This window comes from Nocardioides sp. NPDC004968 (assembly GCF_040608935.1).
In the GTDB taxonomy this organism is placed as follows: domain Bacteria; phylum Actinomycetota; class Actinomycetes; order Propionibacteriales; family Nocardioidaceae; genus Nocardioides.
Genome location: NZ_JBEXJF010000037.1, coordinates 1 through 25,553 on the forward strand (window position 1 = coordinate 1; position 25,553 = coordinate 25,553).

Sequence of the window (25,553 nt, forward strand, 5' to 3'; positions counted from 1 at the left end):
CTCACCCCCACCCACCCGACCGCCGCCCGCCCCGCGGAGCCCCGGCCCCCCCCCCCACGCCTCCGCCTAGCGGCTCCGGCGGCTCGACCAGCGGGAACTGTGTCGCTTGGCGACTCCTTCGTCGCCAGCGCGCTCGCTTCGCTCGCGCGCAGCTCCTCGTTCGTCGGGGGTCGGCATAAACCAAGAGGGCGCCTTCGGCGCGAAGAAGGCTTACGCCGACCCCCTCCTCACTTCGTCGCTTCCATCATCTGGCGCAGCTCCTTCTTGAGGTCGGAGATCTCATCGCGGAGGCGGGCGGCGACCTCGAACTGGAGCTCGGCGGCGGCGCCCTTCATCTGGTCGGTGAGGTCACCGATGAGCTGAGCCAGGTCGGAGGAGGGGAGGCCGACGAGACCGCGCTCGCGGGCCTCGCGAGCGGCGTCGCCAAGCATCGGGGTCGGCGACTTGGCCGCCGTCTTGCCCGCTCGACCCTTGGCCTCGGTGCCGGCCCAGGTGTTGAGCAGCTCCTGGGTGCTCTCCTCCTCGCGGGCGAGCATGTCGGTGATGTCGGCGATCTTCTTGCGCAGCGGCTGCGGGTCGATGCCGTTGGCCTCGTTGTAGGCCGTCTGGATCGCGCGGCGGCGGTTGGTCTCCTCGATCGCCGACTCCATGGAGGGGGTGATCTTGTCGGCGTACATGTGCACCTGACCGGAGACGTTTCGGGCCGCACGGCCGATGGTCTGGATCAGCGACTTGTCCGAGCGCAGGAAGCCTTCCTTGTCGGCGTCGAGGATCGAGACCAGCGACACCTCGGGAAGGTCGAGACCCTCACGGAGCAGGTTGATGCCGACCAGGACGTCGTACTCCCCCAGCCGCAGGTCGCGGAGCAGCTCGATCCGCTTGAGCGTGTCGACCTCGGAGTGGAGATAGCGCGTCCGGATCCCGGCATCGAGCAGATAGTCGGTGAGGTCCTCGGACATCTTCTTGGTGAGCGTGGTGACCAGGACGCGCTCGTTCTTGGCGACCCGGTCGTTGATCTCGCCGATCAGGTCGTCGATCTGGCCCTTGGTCTGCTTGATGATCACCTCGGGGTCGATCAGGCCGGTCGGGCGGATGATCTGCTCGACCACGTCGGGTTCGCCGCCGTCGCGGGTGACCAGGTCCAGCTCGTAGTTGCCCGGGGTCGCGGAGAGGTAGATCGTCTGGCCGATCCGCTCCAGGAACTCCTCCCACTTCAGTGGCCGGTTGTCCTGGGCGCTGGGCAGCCGGAAGCCGTGCTCGACCAGGTTGCGCTTGCGGGACATGTCGCCCTCGTACATCCCGCCGACCTGCGGGACCGCGACGTGGGACTCGTCGACGACGAGGACGAAGTCCTCCGGGAAGTAGTCGAGCAGGCAGTTGGGCGCTGTGCCGCGCTCCCGGCCGTCGATGTGCATCGAGTAGTTCTCGATCCCGGAGCAGGACCCGACCTGGCGCATCATCTCGATGTCATAGTTCGTACGCATCCGCAGCCGCTGCGCCTCGAGCATCTTGCCCTGCTTCTCGAAGGTGCTCAGCTGCTGGTCGAGCTCGGCCTCGATGCCGTTGATCGCGCGCTCCATGCGCTCGGGGCCGGCGACGTAGTGGGTCGCGGGGAAGACGTAGAGCTCCTGGTCCTCGGTGAGGACCTCGCCGGTGACGGCGTGCAGCGTCATCAGCCGCTCGATCTCGTCGCCGAAGAACTCGATCCGGACCGCGTGCTCCTCGTAGACCGGGAAGATCTCCAGGGTGTCGCCGCGCACCCGGAACGTGCCTCGGGTGAAGGAGAGGTCGTTGCGGGTGTACTGGATCTCCACCAGCCGCCGCAGGATCGAGTCGCGGTCGTGCTCCTCCCCCACCCGCAGCCGGAGCATCCGGTCGACGTACTCCTGCGGGGTGCCGAGACCGTAGATGCAGGAGACGGTGGAGACCACGATGACGTCGCGCCTGGTCAGCAGCGAGTTGGTGGCCGAGTGGCGCAGCCGCTCGACCTCCTCGTTGATCGAGGAGTCCTTCTCGATGTAGGTGTCGGTCTGGGGGACGTACGCCTCAGGCTGGTAGTAGTCGTAGTAGGAGACGAAGTATTCGACCGCGTTGTCCGGGAAGAGCTGGCGCAGCTCGTTGGCGAACTGGGCGGCGAGGGTCTTGTTGGGCTGCAGCACCAGCAGCGGGCGCTGCAGCTGCTCGGCGGTCCAGGCGACCGTCGCCGTCTTTCCGGTGCCGGTCGCGCCGAGCAGAACGACGTCCTTGACGCCGCCCTGGATCCGCTGGGTGATCTCCGCGATCGCAGCCGGTTGGTCACCCGAGGGCTGGTAGTCGGAGACCACCTTGAACGGGGCGACACGACGCTCGAGATCGGTGACTGGACGCATGACACCAAGGCTACGCGGGACCACCGACAGTTTCGCGCGTGCTTCCGCTTCGCCGCGGCTCCACGATGCGTACGTCAAGGGGTTCCGCCGACTCGGCGCGTGGCCGCCAGAGCAACGGCAGCACCACCGCAGCGACCGCACAGATCGCCCCGACGCCCAGCACCAGATATGGCACCGGCCGCATCTCGGGAAGCATGAGATCGACCCCCAGACGGATCTGGGTGCGCACCCAGACGGCGAAGGTGGCGGTCGCCATCCCCACCAGGAACGCCGAGATCAGCGCTGCCGCGATCTCCTCACGCCGGCGGATCTCACCCCACGGCAGCGCATCGACGATGGCGAGGAGGCCGACGGACAGCATGATCGCGACCAGCGGCATGATCGTCATCAGGTAGCGCTCGTGCGGGTTGCCGCCGCCGGAGCGGAACTGGGCGAGGTTGACGATGATCACGAACGCGTGCGCGATCAGCACGAGCAGCCCGACGGTCGCCACCGAGGGGACCCGGGGAGCGCTGACCACGAGACCGCGCTCGCGACCGTGATCCCGCAGACGCGCGACGACCCCCAGGGCCATTCCGAGCAGAGCGATGAAGGTGATGGCGTCGATCACCCAGTGCAGCGCCGTGCCGCGCAGCTGGAGCGGCACCCACAGGTGGTCGTACCAGCCGTGCCAGAAGCGCGGCGCGGTCATCACCTCGAACCAGGTGTCGACCTGCACCCGCTGGTAGCGCTCCAGGAGCGCCGAGCTCGCGGTCGCGTCACCGTAGAGCACGATGTTGCGTACGTAGAACCAGCCGATCGCCAGGCCGGGCACCCCGGTGGCGATCGCGGTCAGCCAGGTCGCCCGGAGGAAGCCCTGCCGGGTGCGGTCGCGGAGCAGCAGCGTCACCCCGAGCGCGGCACCGCACATGATCACCGCGATCACGCCGGGCGCCTTGGTCGCGGCGGCCAGGGTTCCGGCGACCGCCATGACGATCATCCGGTTCCGGGTCACCCCGAGGCGGAGGATGCGCAGGGTCGCGAGCACGGTCAGCGACGACGCCGCCACCGCGACGCTGTCGTTCATGATGAACCCCGCCGCGATCGCCAGCACCGCCGGCGAGGCCGTGATCGCGGTGGCGAGCATCGCGGCCGCCGGGCGTCGTGGGGTGACCTCGAAGGCGATCAGGCCGACCAGGAACACCAGCGCCCCGTACGCCAGAGCGCTCACCGCCCGCATCCCGGCGATCAGCACCTGCGGGTTGCCGAGCGCGTCGGCGAGGGCGACCCACGGCGCGCCGAGGAGGTAGTAGAGCGGCGGATGGTTGGCAGTCCAGATCATCCGGTGGCGATCGAACTCCTCCCGGTTCGCACCCCCGGTGATCTGCGGGAAGCGCTCCCTGTCCTGCGCCACCGGTGTGTCGATCGTGGGCAGCTCGCCCTCGTGGAGCGTGATGGCGTACGAGGCGTTCGGGCCCTCGTCACGCGCGTGGTACGACAACGCCTGGGTGGTGGCGACGTAGAGGCTCATCGAGGCTGCGAACGCGGCCAGCAGAGCGAGCACCGTGACCAGCCTGACCGACGGCCTGGCGGGCGCGTCCGTCGGCTCGGCACTCAGCACCGCAGCGGCATGGCTCATCACATGGCTCCCGAGGTCGGACGGCGTCATGAGCCGCACACCCGTGAGCTCGCGTGGAACCGTAGGGCACCTCGATGGAGCAGCGGTGGATGCCGTACGGAATCAGAGGGTGAACGCCTGGCGAACCTCGTCCTCCGTCAACCCGTAGTCGGCCAGGCTGTAGTCGTGCTTGGGCCGGGCGCTCCCCGAACGCGACTCGGCGTCGATGCGGGAGACCTCGGCGCGGGCGGCGTCGCTCCAGGGGATGTCGAAGTGGGCGTAGATGTTCTCGACGGTGCCGACCGGGTCCTTGACGAACCCGCGGTAGTCGACGTCGAGGAACTGCGCCGGGTCATACCTCTTCCGGGTCTCACCGAAGGAGCGCCACGAGCGGGAGAGCATCTCGAGCTGGGTCTTGCCGATGATCTCCCCGACGAACGTGGTCGACATCCCGGCGGTCGCCTCGGCGGAGAGCGAGCAGCCGGAGGCGACCGAGACGACCGGGTCGCGATGGGTAACCACCACGAGTGCGTCCGGGTAGACCTCCATCAGCGCGTCGAGCGCGACCAGGTGCGAGGGGTTCTTGAGCACCCAGCGCTTGTCGGTGTCGTTGAGCCCGATGAGCTGGAGGGAACGGCGATGGACCTCGTACGCATCGCGCCAGTCCTGCTTCGCCAGCCAGGCCGAGTAGCGCGGGACGTGGGCCAGCGACTCGAACGAGATCGACTTGCCGCTCTGCCGCAGCAACCGCCAGCACTCCTCGACGCTGGTGGCGTCCATGTAGTGGATCCCCATGAACTCGGGGTTGGAGACATGGTGCTGCCGGTAGGCGCCCTGCAGGGCGTTGAAGACTGGGTCCTGCTCCCAGGTCTCGCGCGGAGGGCGCGGTTGGGGGAACTCGGTCAGCCAGGTCTCCAGACCCTGGTGCGCCGGGTCGGCGGCCAGCAGCCGGTGCAGGGCCGTGGTGCCGGTGCGGACGAGGCCGGTGACGAAGATCGGGCGCTCGATGCGTACGTCCTGGTGCTGGGGGAACTCCGCGAGCCGGGCCTGCGTCATCAGCCGGCCCACGAGGGCCGACTTCACCTGGGACCGATGGAAGTAGTTGCCGACCGGGGTCAGCCCTGCCTCGGGCGAGGCGAGGTCCTCGACCAGAAGCCGCAGCCCCTCCTCGTGGTCGGTCCCGGAGCTGTACTCAAAATATTCGGCACTCAGCCCGGTGGTGCGGACAGCGGCGGCGCAGATGTCCTCGTACGTCCCCACATCCGCCCGCTCGCGGGGCGCGGTCTCAGTCATGGAACTCCCCGCAGTCCACGTTGAGCACGGTCCCGGTGACCGCGGAGGCCAGGTCGCTGCCCAGGAACAGTGCCGCCCGGGCGACCTCCTCGGGAGTCGCGAGCCGCTTCAGGTCGGTGGGGGCGGCCTTCTCGGCGTACACCTCCTCGTGGGTGCGCCCGGACTCCGAGGCCATCCAGTCGAAGTAGGCCTTGTTGACGTCCTCGTAGATGTAGGACGGCGCGATGGAGTTGACCCGGATGCCGCGCGGACCGAGCTCGGTGGCCAGCGAGGAGGCGAGGTGGGCGAGAGCGCCCTTGGACAGCTTGTAGCCCGCGAACTCGGGCTGGCTCTGGTAGAGCACTGCGGAGTTGATCATCACGATCGCGCCGCCGGGCTTGTCCGGGGTGGCCGCGAGCGCGTCGGCGAAGAGCGCCGAGAGCCGCAGCGGGGCGTACACGTTGGACTCCTGGGCCAGCCGGAGCGCGTCGAGCGGGATCTGGGTGAGCGGATCCATCGGCGGGATGCCGAAGGCGTTGTTGAGGAGTACGTCGACGCGCCCGAACTCCTCCAGCGCGGCGTCGACCAGGTGCCGGCGCGCGTCCTCGTCGGTGATGTCGGTCGGCACCACCAGCGCACGTCGTCCGTGCTCCTCGATGACGCCGGCCATCTTTTGCAGCCGCTTCTCGGTGCGGCTGGCGAGCACCAGGTCGGCGCCCATCAGCGCCGCCTGCTCGCCCAGCGAGCGGCCGAGGCCGGGGCCGACCCCCGAGAGCACGACGACCTTGCCATCCAGGAGTCCAGTCATGGCGCCTAGACTAGAACGTGTTTCACTTTTGCGGAAGGGGTGTGCTGGGTCAGGTCGGGAAGCTGAACCTGGCGACCTCGTCGACCCAGGCGGCGTACGCCCCGACCTCATGCGGCACCTGCTGAGTCCGGACGAGGTCGGCGTGGGCGCGGAGCACCCGGGACCAGTCGGCGCACGAGCCACAGGTGGCCCGCCCGCAGCCCGCGGTGTGCTCGCGCGCGACCTTCTCGAGCAGCTTCCGGAACGTCGTCCCGTCCTCGCCCGTGGCCAGCGACTCGACCACGGCTCCGAGCACCTGGACGGCCTGCGCCGGCGCCCCGACCAGGATCGCCATCAGGATCCCGAGGGCATGGTGGCCGGCCGGCTCGGTGCCCACGGTCGCCACCGGGGCCGTGCGCGCCAGCCGATAGACCGCGAGCAGCTTCCGGGCCGCTCCGGGCGTCGGGCAGAACCTGGCCAGCTCGCTCGCGAACAGCGCCTCGCCCGGGGTCATCTCGAAGCTCTCGACCGGGCTCGTACGCCCGGCCCGATCGCCCGTGCCGGTGGCCAGCGCGGCCGGCCAAGACGGCACCGCCTGACGCATCAGCGACCGCATGAACCGCACCGCCGGGTCACCCGCGAACGCCCGCAGCGCGAACGGCACGTCGAAGACCCGGGAGAGGTACGCCGCGGGCTCCGCCACTCGGCCACCGATCGCTCGACGCAGCGTCTGGGCGTCCACGGCCGCGACGACCGCGACGCTCTCCTGGCTGCTCAGCTCGTCGATCGCCTGCAGCACGCCGGCCGCGGTGGGCGGGTCGCACCTGTCCAGGTCGTCGACGTAGACGATGGTGCGGCTCGCCAGCGGCCCTCTCAGCGAGCCGGCCGACGGGCGCGGCGGAGGTCCGGGCGGCGCTGCCCGCAGCGCCGCCTCGTAGGCCGCGACCTCGCGGTCCATGGCGGCCAGGGCCATCGTGGTGCTCATCGGCTGTGCGCGGCGCTTGCCGCGGGTGCCGTCATCCTCGGGCACGCCCGCGAGCGCCGCCCGCAGCTCGGCGGTCCGCCGCTGCGCGGCCTGGTGCTTCGCCACCAGCGGCGGCGGCTCGCTCTTCCCTGCGCTCCGCACGCTCTCGAGCACCGCGCCCGCCACGTCTCCATCGGCGTACTGGCGGGCGTCTATACGTACGTGGGTGGTGCGGGCGGGGTAGGTCTCGTCGTTCTCGGTGAGCCACTCGATACGCTCCTGGACCTTCCGCAGGAAGGTCGACCGGCCACTGCCGGGCAGCCCCTGGACGGCGACCGAGATCGGAAGCTGGGTGCGTGCGGAGGCGAGCAGGCGGGCCAGCCGGTCGACGTCGACACGGTGGCCGAGGACGTCGTCGTCGATCTGGTCGAGCACCGGGGCGGGGGCGATCACGGGTTCGACCACAGGGTCGATCACGGGGCCGGTGACGATCGGCACCTCGGCCGTATCCCCCATCCCCGGCGACTCGACCTGCGACGGAACCGGATCCGGAGCGACCTCGACCGGGGCCGGCTCGGCTATCTCAACCACCTCCGCGGCCTCGGCGATCTCGTCCCGGGGCTCGCGCATCTCCGCGAGCGGCGTGACCGACAGCCCGAGCTCCGCCTCGACCGCCTGGAGCGCCTTGGCGAAGTCGGCGGCGCTCCAGTGCCGTCCGGCCCGGCGCTTGAACATCGCCTTGCGCAGCGCCTCGTCGAACGACGCCGGGATGTCGTCGCGTTCGATGGGCAGCGGGTCGTACTCCCGGATCCGCTCCGACAGCGCCGCGGGGGCATCGCCACGGCCCGGCCCCTCGAACGGCGTACGTCCCGCCAACAGCGTGTAGCAGGTCGCGGCCAGGCTCCAGATGTCCGCCCAGCCACTCGGCTCGGGCGGATCGGAGAGCATCTCCGGAGCCATCCACGGCAGCGAGGTCGAATCGGCGCCGCCGGGGCGCCCGGCCGACGAGAGGCCTCCGAACCCGACCAACTGCGGCTCACCGCCGCTGGTCAGCAGGATGTTGGCGGGCTTGACGTCACCGTGCAGGATCCCGTGCCGGGCGGCGACGTCGAGCGCGCCCGCGACCTTGATCGTGATACTCAGGGCCTCGGCGGCCGAGAGCCGCTCGCGCCGCCAACGGGCCTGCAGGTCGCCGCCGGTGCGATGGTCCATCACCACGAAGCACCGGTCGTCGTCACTGACGCCGACGGCGTGCAGCGGCAGCACATGGGGATGGGCGGCGAGCTCGGCGACCTCCTTGGTCTCCTTGGCGAGCGCGTCCTGGGTCTCGCCGCTGAGCCGGTCGTTCCAGACCTTGACGACGACGTCGACCTTCTCCTGCGGCCACTCGTAGAGGAAGACTTCGGAGGAGCCGCCTGCGCCGATCAGTCGACGATGCCGGAAGCCCGGGATCGTCGGTGGCTCGTGGTGGGGACTGGCCATGGGCGGCAAGCATAGGCGTCCTACGCCTTCGCGTCGCGTCCGCTCTCAGCTCAGCATCCTGCGTGCAACGGCCCGCTGACGTGCGGTGATCCGCTCGGCATACCCCCCGGGGCTCAACGCCTCGGTGTGCGGCAGCAGGTCGCGTACGTCATCCATGCCCACCTTGTGGACCACGGGCCCGTCGGCGGCAGTGAGGTCGCGTTCAAGCCTCTGCCAGCGCAGCATCAGCGAGCCGGTGCGGTGGCCGGTGGTCTCGAGCCAGTTCGCGATCGGCCTGCCGTCCAGGGGCGGGTGCTCGGAGATCACGAAGCGCATCACGCCGTCGGGGTCGGTGACGGCCTGGGCCTTGGTGAGGCTGGTCTGGTGGGTCTCGTAGTCGGTCGAGGCGTACCAGTCCGAGCCGACCTGGATGGCCTGATAGCTGCAGTCGTCACAGCGCGGCACCTCCACCACGAGCGCCTCGTCCTCGGCCAGCTCGTAGTGACCGATCGAGGAGAACTGCGACTCCAGCCCGCCCGGGGTCCGGGCCGGGACCGTGAGCGTGTTGACCGGCTCCTTGTACTGGAAGAACTGGGGGAAGGCGAACCAGGTCTGGATCGAGCCGGTCAGCGACCGGGCGGCGACCTCGTACTTCTTGCGGAGCAACTCCTGGGTGAGCGGGCGGCGCGGCCGGCCGAGGGTGTCAGGGCGCTCGATGGTGATCGTGCCGCGGGTCTCGGTGTCCCAGTCGTTGAAGACCTCGCGCACGATCAGGGTCTTCGCGCCCGGCTCGGCCACATAGGTGAACTCGAAGGACCCGTCGTAGTCGAGCTGGAGCTTGCGGTCGTCGAACGCCATCAGGCTGGTCGCGGCGGAGTCCGCGGTGTAGGCGCCGCCCATCACCTGGAAGGAGAGGTCGGCGCTGGTCCCGCGGCGGCCGCGGACGACGTACTCGACGCCCTCTCGCAGGTAGGCGTTGAAGTAGATCGCGTCGGGGTTGTCCAGGCCCTGCTTGGAGAACTGGTGGGTCGGGTTCACGAAGAGCGGCTGCTCGAGGTCGTAGTCGAAGGCCGTCTGCATCGCCATCCGGATCCGGCCGGACAGATACTCATAGCCCTCGAGCCGGTCGGTCTCGGTGCGGATGAACGGCGCGTTCGCGATCAGCTCCTCCGCCTCCGCGATCGCCCGCTGCAGCGGCTCGGTCAGGCCGTACGCCGCGCTCTGCTCGGTCACTGCCCAGCCTTCGCGATGATGTTCTCCCCGTACCACTCCAGGTGCTTGATCTTCTTCTCCAGCGGCTCAGGGTCGGCACCCTTCACATACGGGTCGCGGAACCCGACGATGCAGTCGGTGACGCCCTTGTCCTCGAGCCGCTTGATCCCGTCGAGGTCGTACGCGTCGTAGCTGATCACGTGGACCTCGAAGTCGTCCCGGGTGTCGCCCTCCTCGCGCCGGATCTCGGCGAGGCGGACCAGGAGGCGGTCGAGCTCCTCGCCGTCGCCGCCGGCGTGCATCCAGCCGTCGCCCTTGAGCACCGCGCGGCGCAGGGCGGCGTCGGCGTGGCCGCCGACGAGAAGGGGGATCTTCTCTGTCGGGGCGGGGCGCTGCTGGAGCGGCGCGAACTCGTAGAACTCGCCCGCATAGCCGAAGAAGTCGCCACTCGGGTCGGTGAGGCCGCGCAGGATGTCCATGCACTCGTCCATCCGCTTGCCGCGGCGTTTCCAGTCGACGCCGAGGGCGGCGAAGTCCTCCGGCCACGGGGACAGCCCGACGCCGAGTCCGAGCCGGTTGCCGGAGAGGAAGGCGAGGCTCGAGGCCTGCTTGGCGGCCAGCACCGGGGGACGCACTGGCAGCTTCACCACGAACGGAGTCAGTCTCAGCGTCTCGGTCACCGCGAAGAGATGGGCGCACAGGATGAACGCCTCGATGAACTCCTTGCCCTGCAGGAACTCACGGTCGCCTGTGTCGGTGTAGGGATAGGTGGAGTCGGACTCCTCGGGATAGATCAGGCTGTCGGCCACCGTCATGCTGGTGTAGCCGGCGGCCTCCGCCGCTTGGGCCAGCGGTGCGTAGTAGTCGGCCTGCGTCATTGCCTCGGCATAGGTGAAGCGCATGTGCCAACACTAGAACGTGTTCTAAGTTTCTGCCAGAGTGTTCGTCATGTCGCCTTCTCTCGAACGCCCTGCGGGCCTCGACTCGCCGCTGACGGCGAGAATCATCAAGTACGGCGCCCGCGCCAACACCGCGCTGTTCAAGCTGACCAACGGCCGGATCGGCGGCACCTGGCGGGTGATGGCCGGCTGGCGCAAACCCGCCCCTGTCCTGCTGCTCGAGCACATCGGCCGCAAGTCGGGCCGCACCTTCACCACTCCCCTGCTGTTCATGCGCTCGGGAGCGGATCTCGTGGTCGTCGGCTCCCAGGGCGGGCTTCCGAAGGACCCGCAGTGGGTCGCCAACCTGCGTGCCCAGCCCGACGTCGCGGTCCGCGTCCCTCGTGGCGGGCGCCGACTCGTCCGGGCACACGTCGCCGACCCCTCCGAGCGGGCTGAGCTGTGGCCGCGGCTGCTGGAGACGTACGCCGACTTCGAGACCTACCAGACCTGGACCGACCGGGAGATCCCGGTCATCGTCCTCTCACCCCGCTGAAGGAGACACTTATGGACGTTCAAGAGCTGATCGACCGCGCCGAGATCACCGACGCGTTGACCCGCTACACCCTGGCTGTCGATGACGGCGACTGGGACGCGCTCGACACGGTCTTCGCCGCCGACGCCACGATCGACTACTCCGAGTCCGGCGGTACGGTCGGCGAGCTCGCCGAGGTCAAGAAGTGGCTTGCCGAGATGCTGCCCGCGTTCTCCCAGAAGCGCCTACACACGATCGGCCAGGTCGGCATCACGTTCACCGACGAGAGCGCGGAAGTCATCGCATACTTCGACAACCCGATGGTCATCTCCGACGGGTCCGGGGGCGAGCGCGTCGTCGAGGTGGGCGGTCGCTACCGCCACTCCTTCGTTCGCACGCCGGAGGGTTGGCGCTCGCGCCACCTCCACGAGGAGGTCTTCTGGACCCGCGGCTTCTGAGCCCTCAGGCCGCCCGGCCCCGGATCACCCAGTCCGCGAGCCCGGCGAGCGGCACCAGCAACTCCCGGCCACGGTCGCTGAGTCCGTACTCCACACCCGGCGGCACCGTCGGGAAGACCGTACGCGTCACGATCCCCTCCTCCTCCAGGACGCGCAGCGTCCGGGTGAGCATGCGCTGGCTGATCCCCTCGACGCGGCGCCGCAGCTCGTTGTAGCGATGTGGCCGCTCGGCCAGCATCATCACGATCAGCAGCGTCCACTTGTCCCCGAGCATCTGCACCGCCTGTGTCACCGGGCAGGTCTCGTACTCCCCCGCCGGGACCTTCTGCGGCAGTCCGGGCCCGAGCGCCGCGCTCACGATGTGTCGGGGCACATCGGTGTTCCCATCTGACATTGAAGTGCCTTCTTCCGCGAACGCCGCCGGGCGGCGAGGGTTGCTGACATCAGCAACCTATCCATGAGGGAGAAGAAGATGAGCACGATCGCGGTCCTCGGCGCCGGCCCCGGCCTCAGCATGTCGGTGGCGAGGAGGTTCGCCAAGGAGGGGTACGCCGTCGGCCTGGTCTCCCGCAGCACGGACCGGCACCCGGGCTACCTGGAGGAGCTGTCGGCGAGCGGCGTACCCGCTCTCGCGGTTGCCGCCGACCTGCGGGCGCCAGGCGCCGTCGCCGATGCCCTCGCCGAGATCACGGCGGCTCTCGGACCGATCGACGTCGTCTACCACGGCCCCGGCGCCCAGAACCTGAGCGCACCCACGGTCGGGATCCTCGAGACCGAGCCCGCCGACGTCCGTCGTGCGATGGCCGAGACCCTCGAGCCGGCCGTCGAGGTGGCCAACCTGGCCCTCCCCACGATGCGCTCGCGCGGCGGCGGCGCGCTGGTGTACGTCTCCGGGCTCAGTGCGCTCGTCCCCTTGCCGTTCCTCGGCCCCTACGCCCCCGCCTCGGGCGCCCTGCGGACCTACGCCCGCACCCTGGCCGTCGCCGCGGCCGAGGACGGAGTGCACGTCGGCTCCCTCGTCGTCGGCGGCCTGATCGAGCGCGGCGACATCCACCAGATGCTCACCGACCCCACCACTCCCACCGCGTACGCCACCCTCGACCCCGACGAGCTCGCCGACGCGGTCTGGCGCCTGGCCTCCGGAACCGAGGACGAAGCGGTCTTCGACGTGATCACGCCGCGACCCGCTGAGGACTGAGAGACCGCCGCAAACTCAGTGGCATCGCGACCTTCGGGTCTGGTTCGCTGGACGAATAGCGGTGGGCAGGGCAAACACGGAGGTCCCGCCGACGGATGACGGAGGTGATCGCTGTGGCCGGCTATGGCGCACTGTCCGAGGCGTACGAGTGGCTGATTCGGGACGAGAATCTCTCCCCCGTCGGCGCTGCGGCGAGGTTCGAGGACCTGGTGACGTCTCTGCCACCGAACGCACGGGTCCTCGACTGCTCCTGCGGCACCGGCCAGCTCGCGGTCGGTCTCGCCGGTCTCGGCCTGGACGTCGTCGCAACAGATGCCAGCGCCGGGATGATCCGCCGGACATCAGAACTTGCCGGCGAACATCGCGAAACGCTCGACGTGCGCCAAATCGGTTGGGAGGACCTGACAGACCATCTCGAGGCCTCGACCTTCGACCTGGTGTTCTGCGTCGGCAACTCCCTCGGTCACGCCGAAGGCAGGCGCGGCCGTCTGGCCGCGCTTGCCTCGATGGCCCAGCTGCTGCGTCCAGGCGGACGCCTCGTGCTCACCTCCCGTATGTGGGAGGCCGTGCGCGCTCGTGGCTCCCGGATCGATGTCCGCGATCGCCTGATCCGCCGCAACGGTCGCGACGCGGTGGTCATCTACCACACCCAGATCGCGCCGGACTGGGAACAGGAGCACCACATGGAGATCGCCGTCACCGAGGTGAGGCCTGACGGGTCGCTCCGGACGTGCGCGGAGCGGTTGTCGTTCTGGCCCTACCGCTACGAGGAGCTCGTCGCACAGCTGCAGAGCATCGGACTGACCGTCGAGACAACGACCCTCGACTCCGACGGCGCCGGCTATCTGCTCGTCGCTCAGTCGAGCGACGGCCGATCCGTGAACGAGACCGGCTTGCCGGTGTCACGGGCGTAGGCGATCTCTCTGCTCGTGGACTCACCGATGTAACCACCTGGGTTGACGACCAGAACCTGGTCGGCCAGGTCGATCTTGCGCAGATGGAGGGCAGCGTATGCACCCACGGCCACAACCCAAGGACGAGGTCGTTTCGAGGCGCTCACGCGGCCTGGCGCGTGAGCTGCTCGTACGTGCCGTCGGGGTAGCGGACGTACTCCAAGCCGAGTGGTGAGCGCCAGATGAATGTGCCGGGAGCGGGTTGGGTGTAGGTCCAACCGCCAAAGGTCTTGAGGCGGTGGTGGCTGCGGCAGGTCTTGGCAAGGTTGGAGCTGGTGGTCTGGCCGCCGTCGTCGTACGCCTCGAGGTGCTCCGTATCAGCCAACCAGGCCGATCGGGTGCAGCCTGGGTAGACGCATGTGCCACCAGCGATGAGCGCGGCCTGTTCGCGCTGCGTGACCGACGGAGCGTAGCCATCGCGAGTGACCTCGGCGTTCAGGTCGATGACCTTGACGGGGCGCACGACGGTGCCGGAGGCAATGGCCCACTCATCAACGCGTTCGAGCGGGACGACGGCGCCGTAGTTGTCGACGCTGACCAGACCGGTCCCGCGCAGGTCGCCTTGGTCCACGTGGCAGTAGAGATGGAGCACGCGAGCCGTGCCCGACTCGCTACTGCCGGAGGTGTAGCGGCGCGCGAGCTCGCCGAGGGCCTTCGCGCGACGGCGGCCGAGAGACCACCCGGCGAAGCGGTCGTCGCCTCCGAGGTCCTTGGCGATCGCAGCCACCGCGTTCTCGAGGTCGGCGGCGTCGGCGAGATCCATGGTCGCGTCGACATGAGCGTGGCCGGTGACCGGTCCGTCGCCGAGGTGGCCGGTGTCTTCGTCGAAGAGCGTGGGCGCGTCCAGGTCGACGTCGACCCGGAACTGTTCCGCCTTCTCCTCGGCTGCTAGCGCAGCACCCTCGGGATCGAACGTCGCAAAGGCCTTCTCGACCAGACGCGAGATGGTGACTCGACCTCGTTTGTGCAGGATCGGCGCGACCTGGGCATCAACCCAGCCAGCCGCCTCCAGCGAAAGCTTCTTGGTAAGGTCGGCGACCTGTCGCGCTCGCCATCCTTCGACCGAGTAGTTCAAGATCCGTGCCCACACCCTCGGGAGCCGCTGCGCCAACTCCATCACGTCACCGGCCAACCGACGTACGGATCCCAACGGCATCCCCAGCACCGGCCCCAGCTCCATGACCGCGAACTCCGAGACCTCGACAGCACCTTCGCCCGCAAGGCTGAGCGCACGGTCCCCAAAGAGCCCCGCGTCGCGGTCGTAGGCGACGTCGTCAGGCCCTCGCGGTGGCCGCTCCAGCAGATACGCCGCAACCAGAACTAGCCGGTCGTTCGCTGCCCTGACCTCGTCCGTGCGGGCCTGGGCAAGGCTGTCGAGTAGGTTGTGAGTGGTGGTTGTCCCGAGCCGTGATTGCATGCCTAATTCTACCTCTGACCTGCGGAAAGAGGAACCTGATTGGGTACGTTTCAGGCGGGTTCTCGTAGAGACCACGAGGGCATGGCACACGACCAACTCGGGCCTGATGCTCGGCTCGGATGGGGCCGTTGAGCACTTCTGGTCCCACATCTGGCTCGCCGATGTTGCCGACAGGCTCCGGCCCGGTTTCGCCGCTCTCATCGAGTCGATCACCGTTGCCCTCGGTGCCCCCGACGACGATGACCTGAAGGCGGACGGCTCACATACTGCGTACTGGCAAGGACGTACGGCCGAGGTCGAGCTCTACCTCCACGCGGAGAGACCGCGCGCAGTTGCCGCGGCCCAGATCGGGATCACGTGGGCCGACGGTACGGTCCGCGAGGCGCAAGTGACCTGATCGTCACTGCGCACGAGCCAGGAAGACATGCTCCTTTCCCGGCCGATCCGGCGCGTCGCGTACGTCGCTCACGGTGAAGCCATGGGACCGGAGGTCGCGCTCGATCTCCGGACGGTCGCGGAAGCGGAGGGTGGAGACCGAGGTCAGGATCTCGTCGCCGATGGTGGTCGATCCCTCGAAGGTGACCAGCGGGAGGTCGACGACGGTGACTGTGCGGGTGACGACCGCGGTTCGGCCATCCGGGAGGTCGACGGTTGTCGGCGCGATGTCCCAGTCCTCCCAGGCCCGGACCTCGGGTCGACGGGTCTCGAAGACGAACCAGCCGCCAGGACGGAGCGCCGTGTGGACCGCGGTCAGGGTCTCGGACCAGTCCGCGTCGGAGACGAAGACCTGGGCGACGTTCCCGGTCATGACCGCCATGTCGGCAGTGCCGGAGAGGCCGGCGAGAGCGGTTGCGTCGCCGTTGATCCAGGTGACCCGGTCGGCGTATGGCTTGGTGCGGGCGACGTCGAGAGATGCCGCGGCTGGGTCGAGGCCGACGACGGTGATCCCTTCACCTGCCAGCCGAACGGCGAGTGAGCCCGTCCCGCACCCGATGTCGATGACGTGACGGGCACCGAGCTCATCGGCGATCGCGACATAGGCATCCAGGTCGGAACGGTCGTCGTCGAGGACGTCGTAGAGGACTGCTTGACGTGGGTCCGCGAACGCGGCATCGGGTTCTCGCATCGGCTCCGAACCTAGCCAGGTCGCGCACCTGGACGCACCTGGTTATCCACCCGAGACCATTCGGCGGTGCCCGTCAACGCGCTTCGAGGTGGTCGATGATGGCGCGGGTGATGATCTCGGGTTGCTCAGCGTTGGCCAGATGCGCCGAGTCGGGGACCACCAGGAGCCGGCCGTGCTGGACAGCATCGGCGATGGCCTCCAGGTGCGGGGGCGGCGTGGCGGCGTCGTCGGCACCGGCGATGGCCAGGGTCGGGGCGGTGATCGTCGGGAGATCGGGGCGGAGGTCCATGGCGGCGATGACCTCACAGCAGCCGGCGTAGCCCTCGTCCGGGGTGGCAGCGACCGTGGCCTCGCAGGTCGCCTTCACCTCGGGGTTCGCCTCGAGGAATCCCGGTGTGAACCAGCGGGTTACGACCGCCTCGGCGACGGCCCGAGTGCCGTCGGCTCGCACCGTGGCCGCACGGTCATGCCAGGCGGAGGAAAGGGCCAGATGTGCTCCGGTGCACAGGAGGACGAGGCGGTCGACGCGGTCGGGGTTGCGCGCGGCGAGGCGCATCCCGGTCATGCCACCCAGGGAGAGGCCCACGAAGTGGGCCCGCTGGACGCCGAGGCGGTCCAGGAGGGCGACGACGTCGTCGGCCAGGTCGTCGATCGCGTATGGGCCGGGACGTACCGGCGAGCGACCGTGTCCACGGGTGTCATAGCGCACCACGCGGAAGTGCCGCTCGAGGTCGGGCAGGTTCTCGTCCCACATCGCGTGGGTCGCCCCCAAAGAGTTGGACAGCACCACCACCGGACCGTCCGGCTGGCCCGAGACGACGTGGTGCACTCGGATGGGTTCGTAGGTGGCGTCCATGCCCGAGAATCTAGGATCGCCGACCTGTTGTTGGGAAGTATCGATTCGCGGAGGATTGATACGCCCGGCGTATCAAGCTCCGCGCGGCGCGCTCAGCCGAGACCCGGACGCGCGTGCAGCCCGCCACCGGACTCGTAGAGCAGACCCTTGTCCTTGATGAGCTGACCCGCGGCGGCCAGGATCGGGCTGTCGCCCACGGCGGATCCCGCCATCGAGGCGATCGCCTCGAACATCTTGATCGCGGCGTCGTCGACAGCCGGCCAGTTCCACTCCGAGGGAGCGGCACCGATCGGCTCCACCGCGTGCCAGCGAGCCGCACGGGCCTCGGCCATCGTGTTGAGCGTGCTCCAGCCGAGGCCGCCGAGACCCACGACGCCACCGAAGTTGAGCCCGATCAGACCCCAGCCGTTGCACCGGTACTCGAAGGCCGAGGGACCGAACTCCGACTCCTCCAGCTCGACCCGGGTGATCACCGGCTCGGGGCCGGTGTTGGGGGCGTACAGCTTGAACGCGGGCCTCGCGGCGAGCAGCGAGGCCGATGCCGTCGTGGTGATCTCGGTCAACGGCTGGCCAGGTGCCGAGTAGGCATCGAAAACTCTGAAGCCGAGATCGAGGGCATAGCCGACGACGAAGCGTCGATCGTCCTGGGCGGCGTAGAAGTTGCGATTGAACACGTTGGGGGATACCTCGCTTGAGCCCTACCGGTCAGCCGGCGACGTTCCTCGGGGTGACACGGTGGGATGTGGTTCGGGCAGCGCGACACTATCGCGCCGCGCGCCTCGACCTGGCAACCGGTTGGTGATCTGTGTCTCTCGCGAGTCCCTCAGGAGTAGGTGCCGCGGACGGTGTCGGTGGTCGGCAACGACTGGCAGCCGAGCCGGATCCCGTCGTCGAGGTCCTCCTGCTCGAGCACGTCGTTGCGCACCATCTTCACCTCACCCTCGAGCAGCCGGAACGCGCACGCCGAGCACTCGCCCTCGCGACAGGAGTAGGGCGCCTTGACACCCTTCGCCTCGAGGAACTCGAGCATCGGGGTGCCCGGGTCCCAGTCGTCGTACGTCGTGGTGGTGCCGTCGAGCTCGATCTCGAGCGTGGCGGGCTGCTTGGGGCCGTCGTCGACGACCTCCGTCTCCGCCTCCTCGACCGGGGCGACCACGCCGAACGGGTTGCCGCCCAGGGAGGCGAACTTCTCCTGATGCCGCCGCGCCCGCGGGAACTCCAGCTCCTTGAGCGCCGCGACCGTCGCCTTCATGAACGGCGCCGGCCCACAGACGAAGGCGTCGTACGTCAGACGGTCGGCCGCGAACGCCTTGAGCTGCTCACCGGTGGGCAGCCCCTGGACCGACTCGAGCCAGTGGACCACCTGGAGCCGGTCCGGGTGCTCGGCGGAGAGCCGCGCCCACTCCTCCGCGAAGATCACCGAGCGCTCGTCGCGATTGGCGTAGAAGACCACGATCCTTCCCGTGCCCTCGCGCAGCGCCGTACGGGCGATCGAGATGATCGGGGTGACGCCCGAACCGCCGGCGAAGAGCAGGAAGTCGGCGTCGATGTCGGCAGGGGTGAAGATCCCGCTCGGCGGAAGCACGCGAAGCGTGTCGCCGGGCCGGAGGTTGTCGCAGATCCAGTTGGACGCGTAGCCGTCCACGGTGCGCTTGACGGTGACCGTGAGGGGGTCGCCCGGGGCGCTGGAGAGCGAATAGCAGCGCGCCGCCAGGCCGTCACGGTCACTCGGCACGGCGACGGTGAGGAACTGCCCCGGCTTCGGCTGGAACGCGTGCCTCACGTCTTCGGGCAGCTCGAAGACGATCGAGTGGGCGTCGGCGGTCTCCTTGACCACGTCGCTGACAGGCAGCAGGAAAGAGTCAGTAGCCATCCTCGGCTCCGATCTGGATCCGGCCGTCGGCGACGGCTGCTTCGATGGACGCGGCCAGACGAGGGCAGCGGGCATGGACGAGCCGCTCGCCGTTGGCGGCGGCCTTGCGGCGTACGAGATCCGGACACTGGGCCTGCGCCTCGGCCGTCCACTGGACGGAGGTCTGATGCTCGCTGTTCTTCTTCACCCCGACGCGGGCGAGGCAGTCGAGGCACTCCACCTCGACCAGGCGGGCCTGGGTGTAGAGCCGCTGGTCCTCGACGGTGTCCTGCGACGTCGGGACGAACGAGGCCATCAACTGACCCCTGCGTCACTCGACTCAGGGTTCTCAGCCTTCTCGGCCTCGATCCGGCGCAGGTTCTCGGCGACCTCCTCGTGCCAGAACTCGTTGGCCTTGGTGGTGTCGACCTCGAACTCGAAGCGGGCACGCATCTCGGGCTCGATGTCGGCGACGTCGACGTAGAACTGCTCGTACCAGCGGCGCAGCTGGTAGACCGGGCCGTCCTCCTCGCACAGCAGCGGGTTCTGCACCGGCGCCTTGTTCTCCCAGATCGCTACGTCCTGGAGGAACCCGTCACCAAACATGTCGGCGTACTTCTTGCCGATGAAGTTGGCGGTCTTGTCGTCGAGACCCTCCGGCTTCTTGACGGTGATGCCGTACTGCAGAAGGAACGAGTCCGGGCCGGTCGGGATGTGGCAGTTGATCAGGATCACCTCGGTCACGAAGCCCTTGTAGTCGACCTCGAGCCAGTTGATCATGTACGCCGGGCCGTAGTAGGTCGCCTCGGACTTGAGGAACATCTCGGCGTCACCGTAGCCACCGGACACGTCCGGGCGCCCTCGGGAGGCCATGTACTGCGTGGCGGTGTGGTCCTCGAAGACGTTGCGGAAGTCGGTCGGGAAGGCGAAGTGCACGTAGTAGAAGTGCGCCATGTCGACCACGTTGTCGATCAGCTCGCGGCAGTGGCTGCCCTTGATCGGGACGGTGTTCCAGATCCAGTCGGTGTAGATCTCGCGGTCGCTGACGTCGGGCAGCTCCGGCGGCAGGATGTCGTAGTCGGGCTTCGAACCCTCCGGGTCGTGCCAGATCAGCAGCGAGTCATTGCGGATGACGGTCTCGTACGCCTTGGTGCGGGCGCGCAGCGGGACGCGGCGGGCGTACGGGATCTGCTTGCAGCGGCCGTCGGCGCCCCAGCGCCAGTCGTGGAACGGACAGCCGACCTCGTCGCCCTTCACGGTGCCCTGGGTGAGGTCGCCGCCCATGTGCCGGCAGTAGCCGTCGAGCACGCCCAGCTCGCCCTTGGTGTTCTCCCAGACGACCAGCTTGCCGCCGAACGCCTCGACGGCGTGGGGCTTGCCGTCCTTGAACTCGCTGGCCAGACCCAGGCAGTGCCAACCGCGCGCGAAGCGCTCCGGCTGGGTGCCGTGGTCGAGCGTGCGGGTCTGGGTGGTGGGGTCGGCCATCGTCGTACCTTCCGCTGGGGTCTATCCAAGAAGTGGAACCTGTTCTAGTTTTATCACATGCATGTGGCCTTGACACCCGCCCAGGAGCAACTTCGCTCAGAGCTCAACTCCTATTTCGCCCAGTTGGTCACGCCGGAGCGCCGGGCTGCTCTCGCGCGGGCCTCGGGCGAGTTCGGGGATGAAGCGGACAAGGAGGTCTACCTCTCGACCATCCGGCAGATCGGCGCGGACGGCTGGCTCGGGATCGGCTGGCCGAAGGAGTACGGCGGCCAGGACCGCTCCATGGTGGAGCAGCTGATCTTCACCGACGCCGCCGCCGTGGCCGGGGTGCCGATCCCCTATCTCACGCTCAACACGGTCGGCCCGACGATCATGCGGTTCGGGACCGACGAGCAGAAGGCGTACTTCCTGCCGAAGATCCTCGCCGGTGAGCTGCACTTCTCGATCGGCTACTCCGAGCCGGGCTCCGGGACGGACCTCGCCTCGCTGCAGACTCGCGCGGTGCTCGACGAGGGCTCCGGCGAGTGGGTGATCAACGGCCAGAAGATGTGGACCTCGCTGATCCAGTATGCGGACTGGATCTGGCTCGCCTGCCGGACAGAGCCGGAGGCATCGCGGCACAAGGGGCTGTCGATGATCCTGGTGCCGACATCGTCCGAGGGGTTCTCCTACACGCCGGTGCAGACCGTGGCCGGAGTGGGCACCTCGGCCACCTACTACTCCGACGTGCGCGTGCCGGCGTCGAACCTCGTCTCCTCGCGCGGCGGGGGCTGGGCGCTGATGACCAACCAGCTCAACCACGAGCGAGTTGCGCTGACCTCGGCGGCACCGCTGGTCCACTCGCTCGGACTGGTGAAGGAGTGGGCGCTGACCACGGTGCTCCCTGACGGCAGCCGAGTGATCGACGCCGAGTGGGTCCAGCTGGCCCTCGGACGAGCGCACGCACGCATCGAGGCACTCTCGCTGATCAACTGGAAGCTCGCCTCGGACGCCGACCACGGGGTCGCGCTCTCGCCGGCCGAGGCGTCGGCGACCAAGGTCTACGGCTCCGAGCTCGCGACCGAGGTCTACCGCACCCTGATGGAGATCGTCGGACCGCAGGCCGGCCTGACGGCCGACTCCCCCGGCGCCGTGCTCGCCGGCCGCCTCGAGCGGTTCCACCGGTCCTCGCTGGTCATGACCTTCGGCGGCGGCACCAACGAGATCCAGCGAGACATCATCGGCTACGTGGGCCTCGGCCTCCCCGCCGCCAAGCGTTGACCATCCCGACCCGAGGACACCTCATGGACTTCTCCTTCACCACCGAATCCGACGACGCCGCCGAGCTCGCGGCCAAGATCATCGGCGATGCGACCTCGGTCGAGCGGCTGCGTACGGTCGAGGCGGCTGCCGGCGACCGCGGCCGCTTCGACGCCTCCCTCTGGTCCGCCCTCGGCGAGGCCGGGCTGCTCGGGCTGCATCTGCCCGAGACGTACGACGGTGCCGGGCTCGGGCTCGTCGAGCTGTGCCGGGTACTGGTCGAGGCCGGGCGGCAGGTCGCGCCGGTACCGCTCGCCGTGCACGGGCCGTGCGGCCTGTTCCTCGCCGAGACAGCGGCGGACGCCCTGACCGGCGTCGCCGACGGCTCCCGGATCCTGACGGCCGCGGTTGCCGAGGAGTACTCCCACCTGCCCGACATCCCTATGGTCGTCGCCACCGGGGACACCGTCACCGGCGTGAAGACGCTGGTCAGGGCAGGGATGATCGCCGATGCGTTCCTGGTGACCGCGGCATCCCCGGACGGCACCGTCGGGGTCTTCCTGGTCGAGGCATCGGCCGAAGGCGTCGATCGCCGTGCGCAGCACACCAGCGACGGCGACGTCACCGCGCTGGTCTCGTTCGCCTCGGCCCCCGCTCGTCGTGTCGGGGACTCCGCGGCCGCTTCCCGGCTCGGCTCGCTGTTGACCGTGGCGGCGGCCGCCGAACTGCTGGGCATCACCGAAGGAGCCCTCTCGCTCACGTCGTCGTACGCCAAGACCCGGGAGCAGTTCGGCCGCGCCATCGGCACTTTCCAGGCCGTCTCCCAGCGGCTGGCCGACGGGTTCATCGACGTACTCGCCCAGCGGCTCACCCTCTGGCAGGCCGTCTGGCGGGTCTCCTCCGGCCTCCCCGCCGCCGACCAGGTCGCCGTCGCCAAGCTCTGGGCCGCCGACGCCGCCCACCGGCTCGCCCACACCACCGTCCACGTCCACGGCGGTGTCGGCATCGACCTCGACGGCGAGGCGCATCGCTACTTCACGACCGCCAAGCGCTTCGAGTTCGTCTTCGGCGGGGCTACCGAGCAGGCTTTGCGGATCGGACGATCTCTCGCTGCGTCCTGATTCGTACCGACGTCATGAGAGGCCCCGGCGGCTGCCGGGGCCTTTCTTTTGTGGCGGGTGCTTGTGCTGTATCGCGGAAAGTACGCATCTTGTGCGATAGCGCTTTGTCTTATTGACCACGAGTCCATTCCTCGTCCACGGGCTGGCCGCCTACGAGTGGGGATCTGGATGTGTGTCCGTTGGTCTCGTGCGGAGTTCCAGCGCGGGTGGGGCCAATACGTTGTTTGGGCTGGGAGATTTAGAACCAGGGTGTCTGGGCTGGGTGCCATTTGGCTGTCTTGCGGGCTTCCAGCAGCGGTCTGGCTTTCGCTTGGGATATCTGTCCCTGATTGGGTTCATTGGTTTGCGTTATATGGTAGGCTCGGCGCAGGCGTAAACGTGAAGGCCGACCACCTCGAAAGAGGCGTGCCCTTTCCATCCGAGACACAACGGGTGGCGGGTAATCCAGGGGAACCAGGGGCGTGAACGCTGAGCTGCGAGGGTAAGTAATAGCCCGTACTGCCGGGCCTCCGAGACCAGCGAACCAACCGGGATTCTGCACAGGCAGAAACCCTTGTGTTCGTACGTCGGGAGGTGACCGTTTCGATGACCACGCTGCAACAACCCCAACACCCCGTGCTCGGGGCCGTGGTCGCGATCACCGCCTCCCTCGAGCGAGTTGCTGAGGCGAATCCGGCGTTCATGGCCACCGATCAGAAGGCCGCCACCTTGCTCGAGATCGCCCGGGCGAAGGCGCAGCTGGCTGAGCTCGAGCTGCGGGTACTCGCGACCGCTGATGACGTGTCCGCTGAGTCCGGGGCGCGGGATGTGGCGGGGTGGTTGCATCACCACACCCACCAGCGTCCCGAGACCCTGCGCGTTGACCTGCGGCTGGCTGAGGCCCTGGACCGTTCCTATGGGCTGGTCGCGGCCGCGATGCGACGCGGGGACTGCAACCCGGCGCAGGCCCAGGTGATCGTCAACGCTCTCGACGAGCTGCCCGCCGATCTCGACCCCGAGATCCGGATCAAGGCCGAGGAGACCCTGGTCGGCTACGCGACCCGGTTCGATCCGACCCAGCTCCGCCGTCTCGGGCGCCGGATCCTCGATGTCATCGCCCCTGAGATCGCCGAGGCCGAGGAAGCTCGACGGCTCGCCGCGGAGGAGGCCTACGCGAGGAAGAAGACCCGCCTGTCCATGCGCCGGCTCGGGGACGGCACCACCCGCATCTCTGCGGTGGTCCCAGACGGGGCCGCGGATCGGCTGGCCACCAACCTGGAAGCGTTCGCCTCGCCCCGCCGCGATGACGGCACCCGCACCGAGACCGGCGAGTATCTGCCCTACGACCGCAGGCTCGGACGTGCGTTGTGCCAGATGCTGGAGACCCTCGACCCGGCCCGGCTCCCGATCCATGGTGGGGATGCGACCACGGTGATCGTGACCATCGATATCGACCAGCTCCGCACCGAGGCCGGCATCGCCCAGATCGTGGGCGGCACCCCGATCACCGCCGCCGAGGCCCGCCGGCTGGCCTGCAACGCGAACATCATCCCCGCCGTCCTCGGCGGTGCCTCCGAGGTTCTTGACCTGGGCCGCATGCAACGCTTCTTCACCGCCGCCCAACGCCGAGCCCTCCTGCTCAGATCCGCGACCTGTGAGGCCGAGGGCTGCGACATCCCCGGCACCTGGGCCGAGGCCCACCACTGGGTTGCCTGGGCACTCGGCGGAAACACCGACCTCGACAACGCCGCCCTGCTCTGCTCCCATCACCACCACCGCGCCCACGACACCGCGTACCTCCATGAACGCCTACCTAGTGGCGACATCCGCTTCACCCGACGCACTTAGAAAGTGCCAGGATCGCGAAGATCGGCACCGGGCCGGGTTCTCCATCTCGCCGGCGGCATGGACGCGATTCCACATCTTCGTCGCGGCTGTCTGTGCTGTATCGCGCCAAATGACCACGGTGTGCGATAGCGCTTCGACCTATGAGTCACTCACGGGAGGGCCGCCCGGATCGGTCTTGGACGAAGGCCGGGCAAATCGCGTGCGGTGCAGGCGGATGCATGTCATCATCGCTCACAATTGAGAGCACTGCTCTCACTGCATCCACCTAGGAGCTCCGCAGTGACCGTCCCCCACGTCTCCCCCGACCGCCGCACCCAGATGGGGGCCGTCGCGTTCGCGATCGCCGGCGTCCTCTTTGCCGTCTACGAGGTCGTTGCCCCACGCGCCGACGAGACCACGCTTGACGGAGCAGCGGCGTGGGCCTCCGCCGGCTGGAGCATCGCGCACATCAGTGCCATCGTCGGCCTCATTCTCATCCCGCTCGGCTATGGCGCCATCCGCCACCTCCTCGACGGCACACCACAGGAGAGGACCGCATATCTTGCCGCCGTCATCGGCTACATCGGCTCCGGTCTGACCATCTCCTACTACGGTGCCGAGGTCTACGGTCTCAAGGCCATCGGCGAGCGCGCCGTGGCCGACGGCGACCCCAGCCTGACCGACGTGGGCAACGACTTCCGCCTCGACCCGACCGCGATGACCGTCTTCGTGATCGGCCTGCTGCTCATCGCCGTCGCCGCCGTGCTCGTCGCGATCGCGGTCTGGCGCTCGGGGTCCCTGCCCCGCTGGAGCGCCGTCCCGCTGGCAGCTCTCCTGGTCACGATGCTCCCCCAGTACTTCCTCCCGCACGCGGGGCGGATTGTCTGGGGCGTACTCGTCGCCGTCGCGGCGCTATGGCTTGCCGCTGCGCTCTGGCGTGCTTCGAGGGTCCGCTCGTAGCCTCCTC

The 25,553-nt window shown here is 68.8% G+C and carries 25 protein-coding genes; 9 read left to right on the forward strand and 16 right to left on the reverse strand.

Annotated features, from left to right (window positions below; translation table 11 throughout):
* Positions 1–227 precede the first annotated feature (227 nt).
* The 7 genes from uvrB to ABZU72_RS23800 form a co-directional block, all read right to left on the reverse strand.
* On the reverse strand, positions 228–2,369 hold the full coding sequence (uvrB, locus tag ABZU72_RS23770) for an excinuclease ABC subunit UvrB (protein WP_355021253.1): 2,142 nt from the start codon (positions 2,367–2,369) through the stop codon (positions 228–230).
* Positions 2,370–2,379: 10 nt separating this feature from the next.
* On the reverse strand, positions 2,380–3,987 hold the full coding sequence (locus ABZU72_RS23775) for a hypothetical protein (RefSeq protein WP_355021254.1): 1,608 nt from the start codon (positions 3,985–3,987) through the stop codon (positions 2,380–2,382).
* 102 nt (positions 3,988–4,089) lie between these two features.
* Entirely contained in the window at positions 4,090–5,259 is a 1,170-nt protein-coding gene (locus ABZU72_RS23780) for a sulfotransferase (RefSeq protein ID WP_355021255.1), read from the reverse strand.
* Positions 5,252–6,046, reverse strand: coding sequence for an SDR family oxidoreductase (locus ABZU72_RS23785; RefSeq protein WP_350841383.1), 795 nt, complete (start codon positions 6,044–6,046; stop codon positions 5,252–5,254). The genes ABZU72_RS23780 and ABZU72_RS23785 overlap by 8 nt, the downstream gene beginning before the upstream one ends.
* 49 nt (positions 6,047–6,095) lie before the next feature.
* Positions 6,096–8,471, reverse strand: a complete 2,376-nt coding sequence (locus tag ABZU72_RS23790) for a protein kinase (RefSeq protein WP_355021256.1) — start codon at positions 8,469–8,471, stop codon at positions 6,096–6,098.
* Positions 8,472–8,516: 45 nt separating this feature from the next.
* The gene (locus ABZU72_RS23795; RefSeq protein WP_355021257.1) at positions 8,517–9,683 is read right to left on the reverse strand and encodes a hypothetical protein; all 1,167 of its coding nucleotides are present in this window, start codon (positions 9,681–9,683) and stop codon (positions 8,517–8,519) included.
* A complete protein-coding gene (locus ABZU72_RS23800) occupies positions 9,680–10,564 on the reverse strand; it encodes a TIGR03619 family F420-dependent LLM class oxidoreductase (RefSeq protein ID WP_355021258.1) in 885 nt (294 codons plus the stop codon). Before ABZU72_RS23800 ends, ABZU72_RS23795 begins: the two co-directional genes overlap by 4 nt.
* A gap of 46 nt (positions 10,565–10,610) precedes the next feature.
* On the opposite strand from ABZU72_RS23800, the gene ABZU72_RS23805 reads away from it, so the two are divergent.
* Together ABZU72_RS23805 and ABZU72_RS23810 are read left to right on the forward strand one after the other, a co-directional pair.
* Positions 10,611–11,096, forward strand: a complete 486-nt coding sequence (locus tag ABZU72_RS23805) for a nitroreductase/quinone reductase family protein (RefSeq protein ID WP_355021259.1) — start codon at positions 10,611–10,613, stop codon at positions 11,094–11,096.
* An 11-nt stretch (positions 11,097–11,107) separates the two neighbouring features.
* A complete protein-coding gene (locus tag ABZU72_RS23810) occupies positions 11,108–11,533 on the forward strand; it encodes a nuclear transport factor 2 family protein (RefSeq protein WP_355021260.1) in 426 nt (141 codons plus the stop codon).
* Between the two features lie 4 nt (positions 11,534–11,537).
* Here the strand turns inward: ABZU72_RS23810 and ABZU72_RS23815 are convergent, their stop codons facing one another.
* Complete coding sequence (locus ABZU72_RS23815; RefSeq protein WP_355021261.1) at positions 11,538–11,927, reverse strand: helix-turn-helix domain-containing protein; 390 nt, start codon at positions 11,925–11,927, stop codon at positions 11,538–11,540.
* Between the two features lie 78 nt (positions 11,928–12,005).
* Here ABZU72_RS23815 and ABZU72_RS23820 point away from each other — a divergent pair, with 78 nt between their 5' ends.
* On the forward strand, positions 12,006–12,731 hold the full coding sequence (locus ABZU72_RS23820) for an SDR family NAD(P)-dependent oxidoreductase (protein WP_355021262.1): 726 nt from the start codon (positions 12,006–12,008) through the stop codon (positions 12,729–12,731).
* A gap of 95 nt (positions 12,732–12,826) precedes the next feature.
* Positions 12,827–13,645: a class I SAM-dependent methyltransferase gene (locus ABZU72_RS23825; protein WP_355021263.1), complete on the forward strand. Its 819-nt coding sequence runs from the start codon at positions 12,827–12,829 to the stop codon at positions 13,643–13,645.
* Here the strand turns inward: ABZU72_RS23825 and ABZU72_RS23830 are convergent.
* Both ABZU72_RS23830 and ABZU72_RS23835 read right to left on the reverse strand, forming a co-directional pair.
* Positions 13,588–13,752, reverse strand: a complete 165-nt coding sequence (locus ABZU72_RS23830; RefSeq protein ID WP_355021264.1) for a hypothetical protein — start codon at positions 13,750–13,752, stop codon at positions 13,588–13,590. The genes ABZU72_RS23825 and ABZU72_RS23830 overlap by 58 nt on opposite strands.
* 35 nt (positions 13,753–13,787) lie before the next feature.
* On the reverse strand, positions 13,788–15,101 hold the full coding sequence (locus tag ABZU72_RS23835; RefSeq protein ID WP_355021265.1) for an HNH endonuclease signature motif containing protein: 1,314 nt from the start codon (positions 15,099–15,101) through the stop codon (positions 13,788–13,790).
* A gap of 106 nt (positions 15,102–15,207) precedes the next feature.
* Between ABZU72_RS23835 and ABZU72_RS23840 the strand changes: the two genes are divergently transcribed.
* A complete protein-coding gene (locus ABZU72_RS23840) occupies positions 15,208–15,498 on the forward strand; it encodes a hypothetical protein (RefSeq protein WP_355021266.1) in 291 nt (96 codons plus the stop codon).
* Between the two features lie 3 nt (positions 15,499–15,501).
* Here the strand turns inward: ABZU72_RS23840 and ABZU72_RS23845 are convergent, their stop codons facing one another.
* The 6 genes from ABZU72_RS23845 to ABZU72_RS23870 form a co-directional block, all read right to left on the reverse strand.
* Entirely contained in the window at positions 15,502–16,227 is a 726-nt protein-coding gene (locus ABZU72_RS23845) for a class I SAM-dependent methyltransferase (protein ID WP_355021267.1), read from the reverse strand.
* A 73-nt stretch (positions 16,228–16,300) separates the two neighbouring features.
* Positions 16,301–17,083: a 3-oxoadipate enol-lactonase gene (gene pcaD, locus ABZU72_RS23850; RefSeq protein ID WP_355021268.1), complete on the reverse strand. Its 783-nt coding sequence runs from the start codon at positions 17,081–17,083 to the stop codon at positions 16,301–16,303.
* A 92-nt stretch (positions 17,084–17,175) separates the two neighbouring features.
* Positions 17,176–17,757, reverse strand: a complete 582-nt coding sequence (locus tag ABZU72_RS23855) for a hypothetical protein (protein WP_160023363.1) — start codon at positions 17,755–17,757, stop codon at positions 17,176–17,178.
* Positions 17,758–17,906: 149 nt separating this feature from the next.
* Positions 17,907–18,956 carry a ferredoxin--NADP reductase gene (locus ABZU72_RS23860; RefSeq protein WP_355021269.1) on the reverse strand — a complete coding sequence of 350 codons (1,050 nt, stop codon included), beginning with the start codon at positions 18,954–18,956 and terminating at the stop codon, positions 17,907–17,909.
* Positions 18,946–19,251: a hypothetical protein gene (locus ABZU72_RS23865; protein WP_355021270.1), complete on the reverse strand. Its 306-nt coding sequence runs from the start codon at positions 19,249–19,251 to the stop codon at positions 18,946–18,948. The genes ABZU72_RS23860 and ABZU72_RS23865 overlap by 11 nt, the downstream gene beginning before the upstream one ends.
* Positions 19,251–20,420 (reverse strand): Rieske 2Fe-2S domain-containing protein, encoded by a 1,170-nt coding sequence (locus ABZU72_RS23870; RefSeq protein WP_355021271.1) that lies wholly within the window; start codon positions 20,418–20,420, stop codon positions 19,251–19,253. Before ABZU72_RS23870 ends, ABZU72_RS23865 begins: the two co-directional genes overlap by 1 nt.
* A 57-nt stretch (positions 20,421–20,477) precedes the next feature.
* Here ABZU72_RS23870 and ABZU72_RS23875 point away from each other — a divergent pair, with 57 nt between their 5' ends.
* The 4 genes from ABZU72_RS23875 to ABZU72_RS23890 all read left to right on the forward strand — a co-directional run bounded on the left by ABZU72_RS23875 (position 20,478) and on the right by ABZU72_RS23890 (position 25,546).
* Complete coding sequence (locus tag ABZU72_RS23875) at positions 20,478–21,680, forward strand: acyl-CoA dehydrogenase family protein (protein ID WP_355021272.1); 1,203 nt, start codon at positions 20,478–20,480, stop codon at positions 21,678–21,680.
* 23 nt (positions 21,681–21,703) lie between these two features.
* Positions 21,704–22,780, forward strand: coding sequence for an acyl-CoA dehydrogenase family protein (locus ABZU72_RS23880; RefSeq protein ID WP_355021273.1), 1,077 nt, complete (start codon positions 21,704–21,706; stop codon positions 22,778–22,780).
* Positions 22,781–23,365: 585 nt separating this feature from the next.
* On the forward strand, positions 23,366–24,607 hold the full coding sequence (locus ABZU72_RS23885) for a DUF222 domain-containing protein (RefSeq protein ID WP_355021274.1): 1,242 nt from the start codon (positions 23,366–23,368) through the stop codon (positions 24,605–24,607).
* Positions 24,608–24,886: 279 nt separating this feature from the next.
* Positions 24,887–25,546, forward strand: coding sequence for a hypothetical protein (locus ABZU72_RS23890; RefSeq protein ID WP_355021275.1), 660 nt, complete (start codon positions 24,887–24,889; stop codon positions 25,544–25,546).
* Positions 25,547–25,553: the final 7 nt, after the last annotated feature.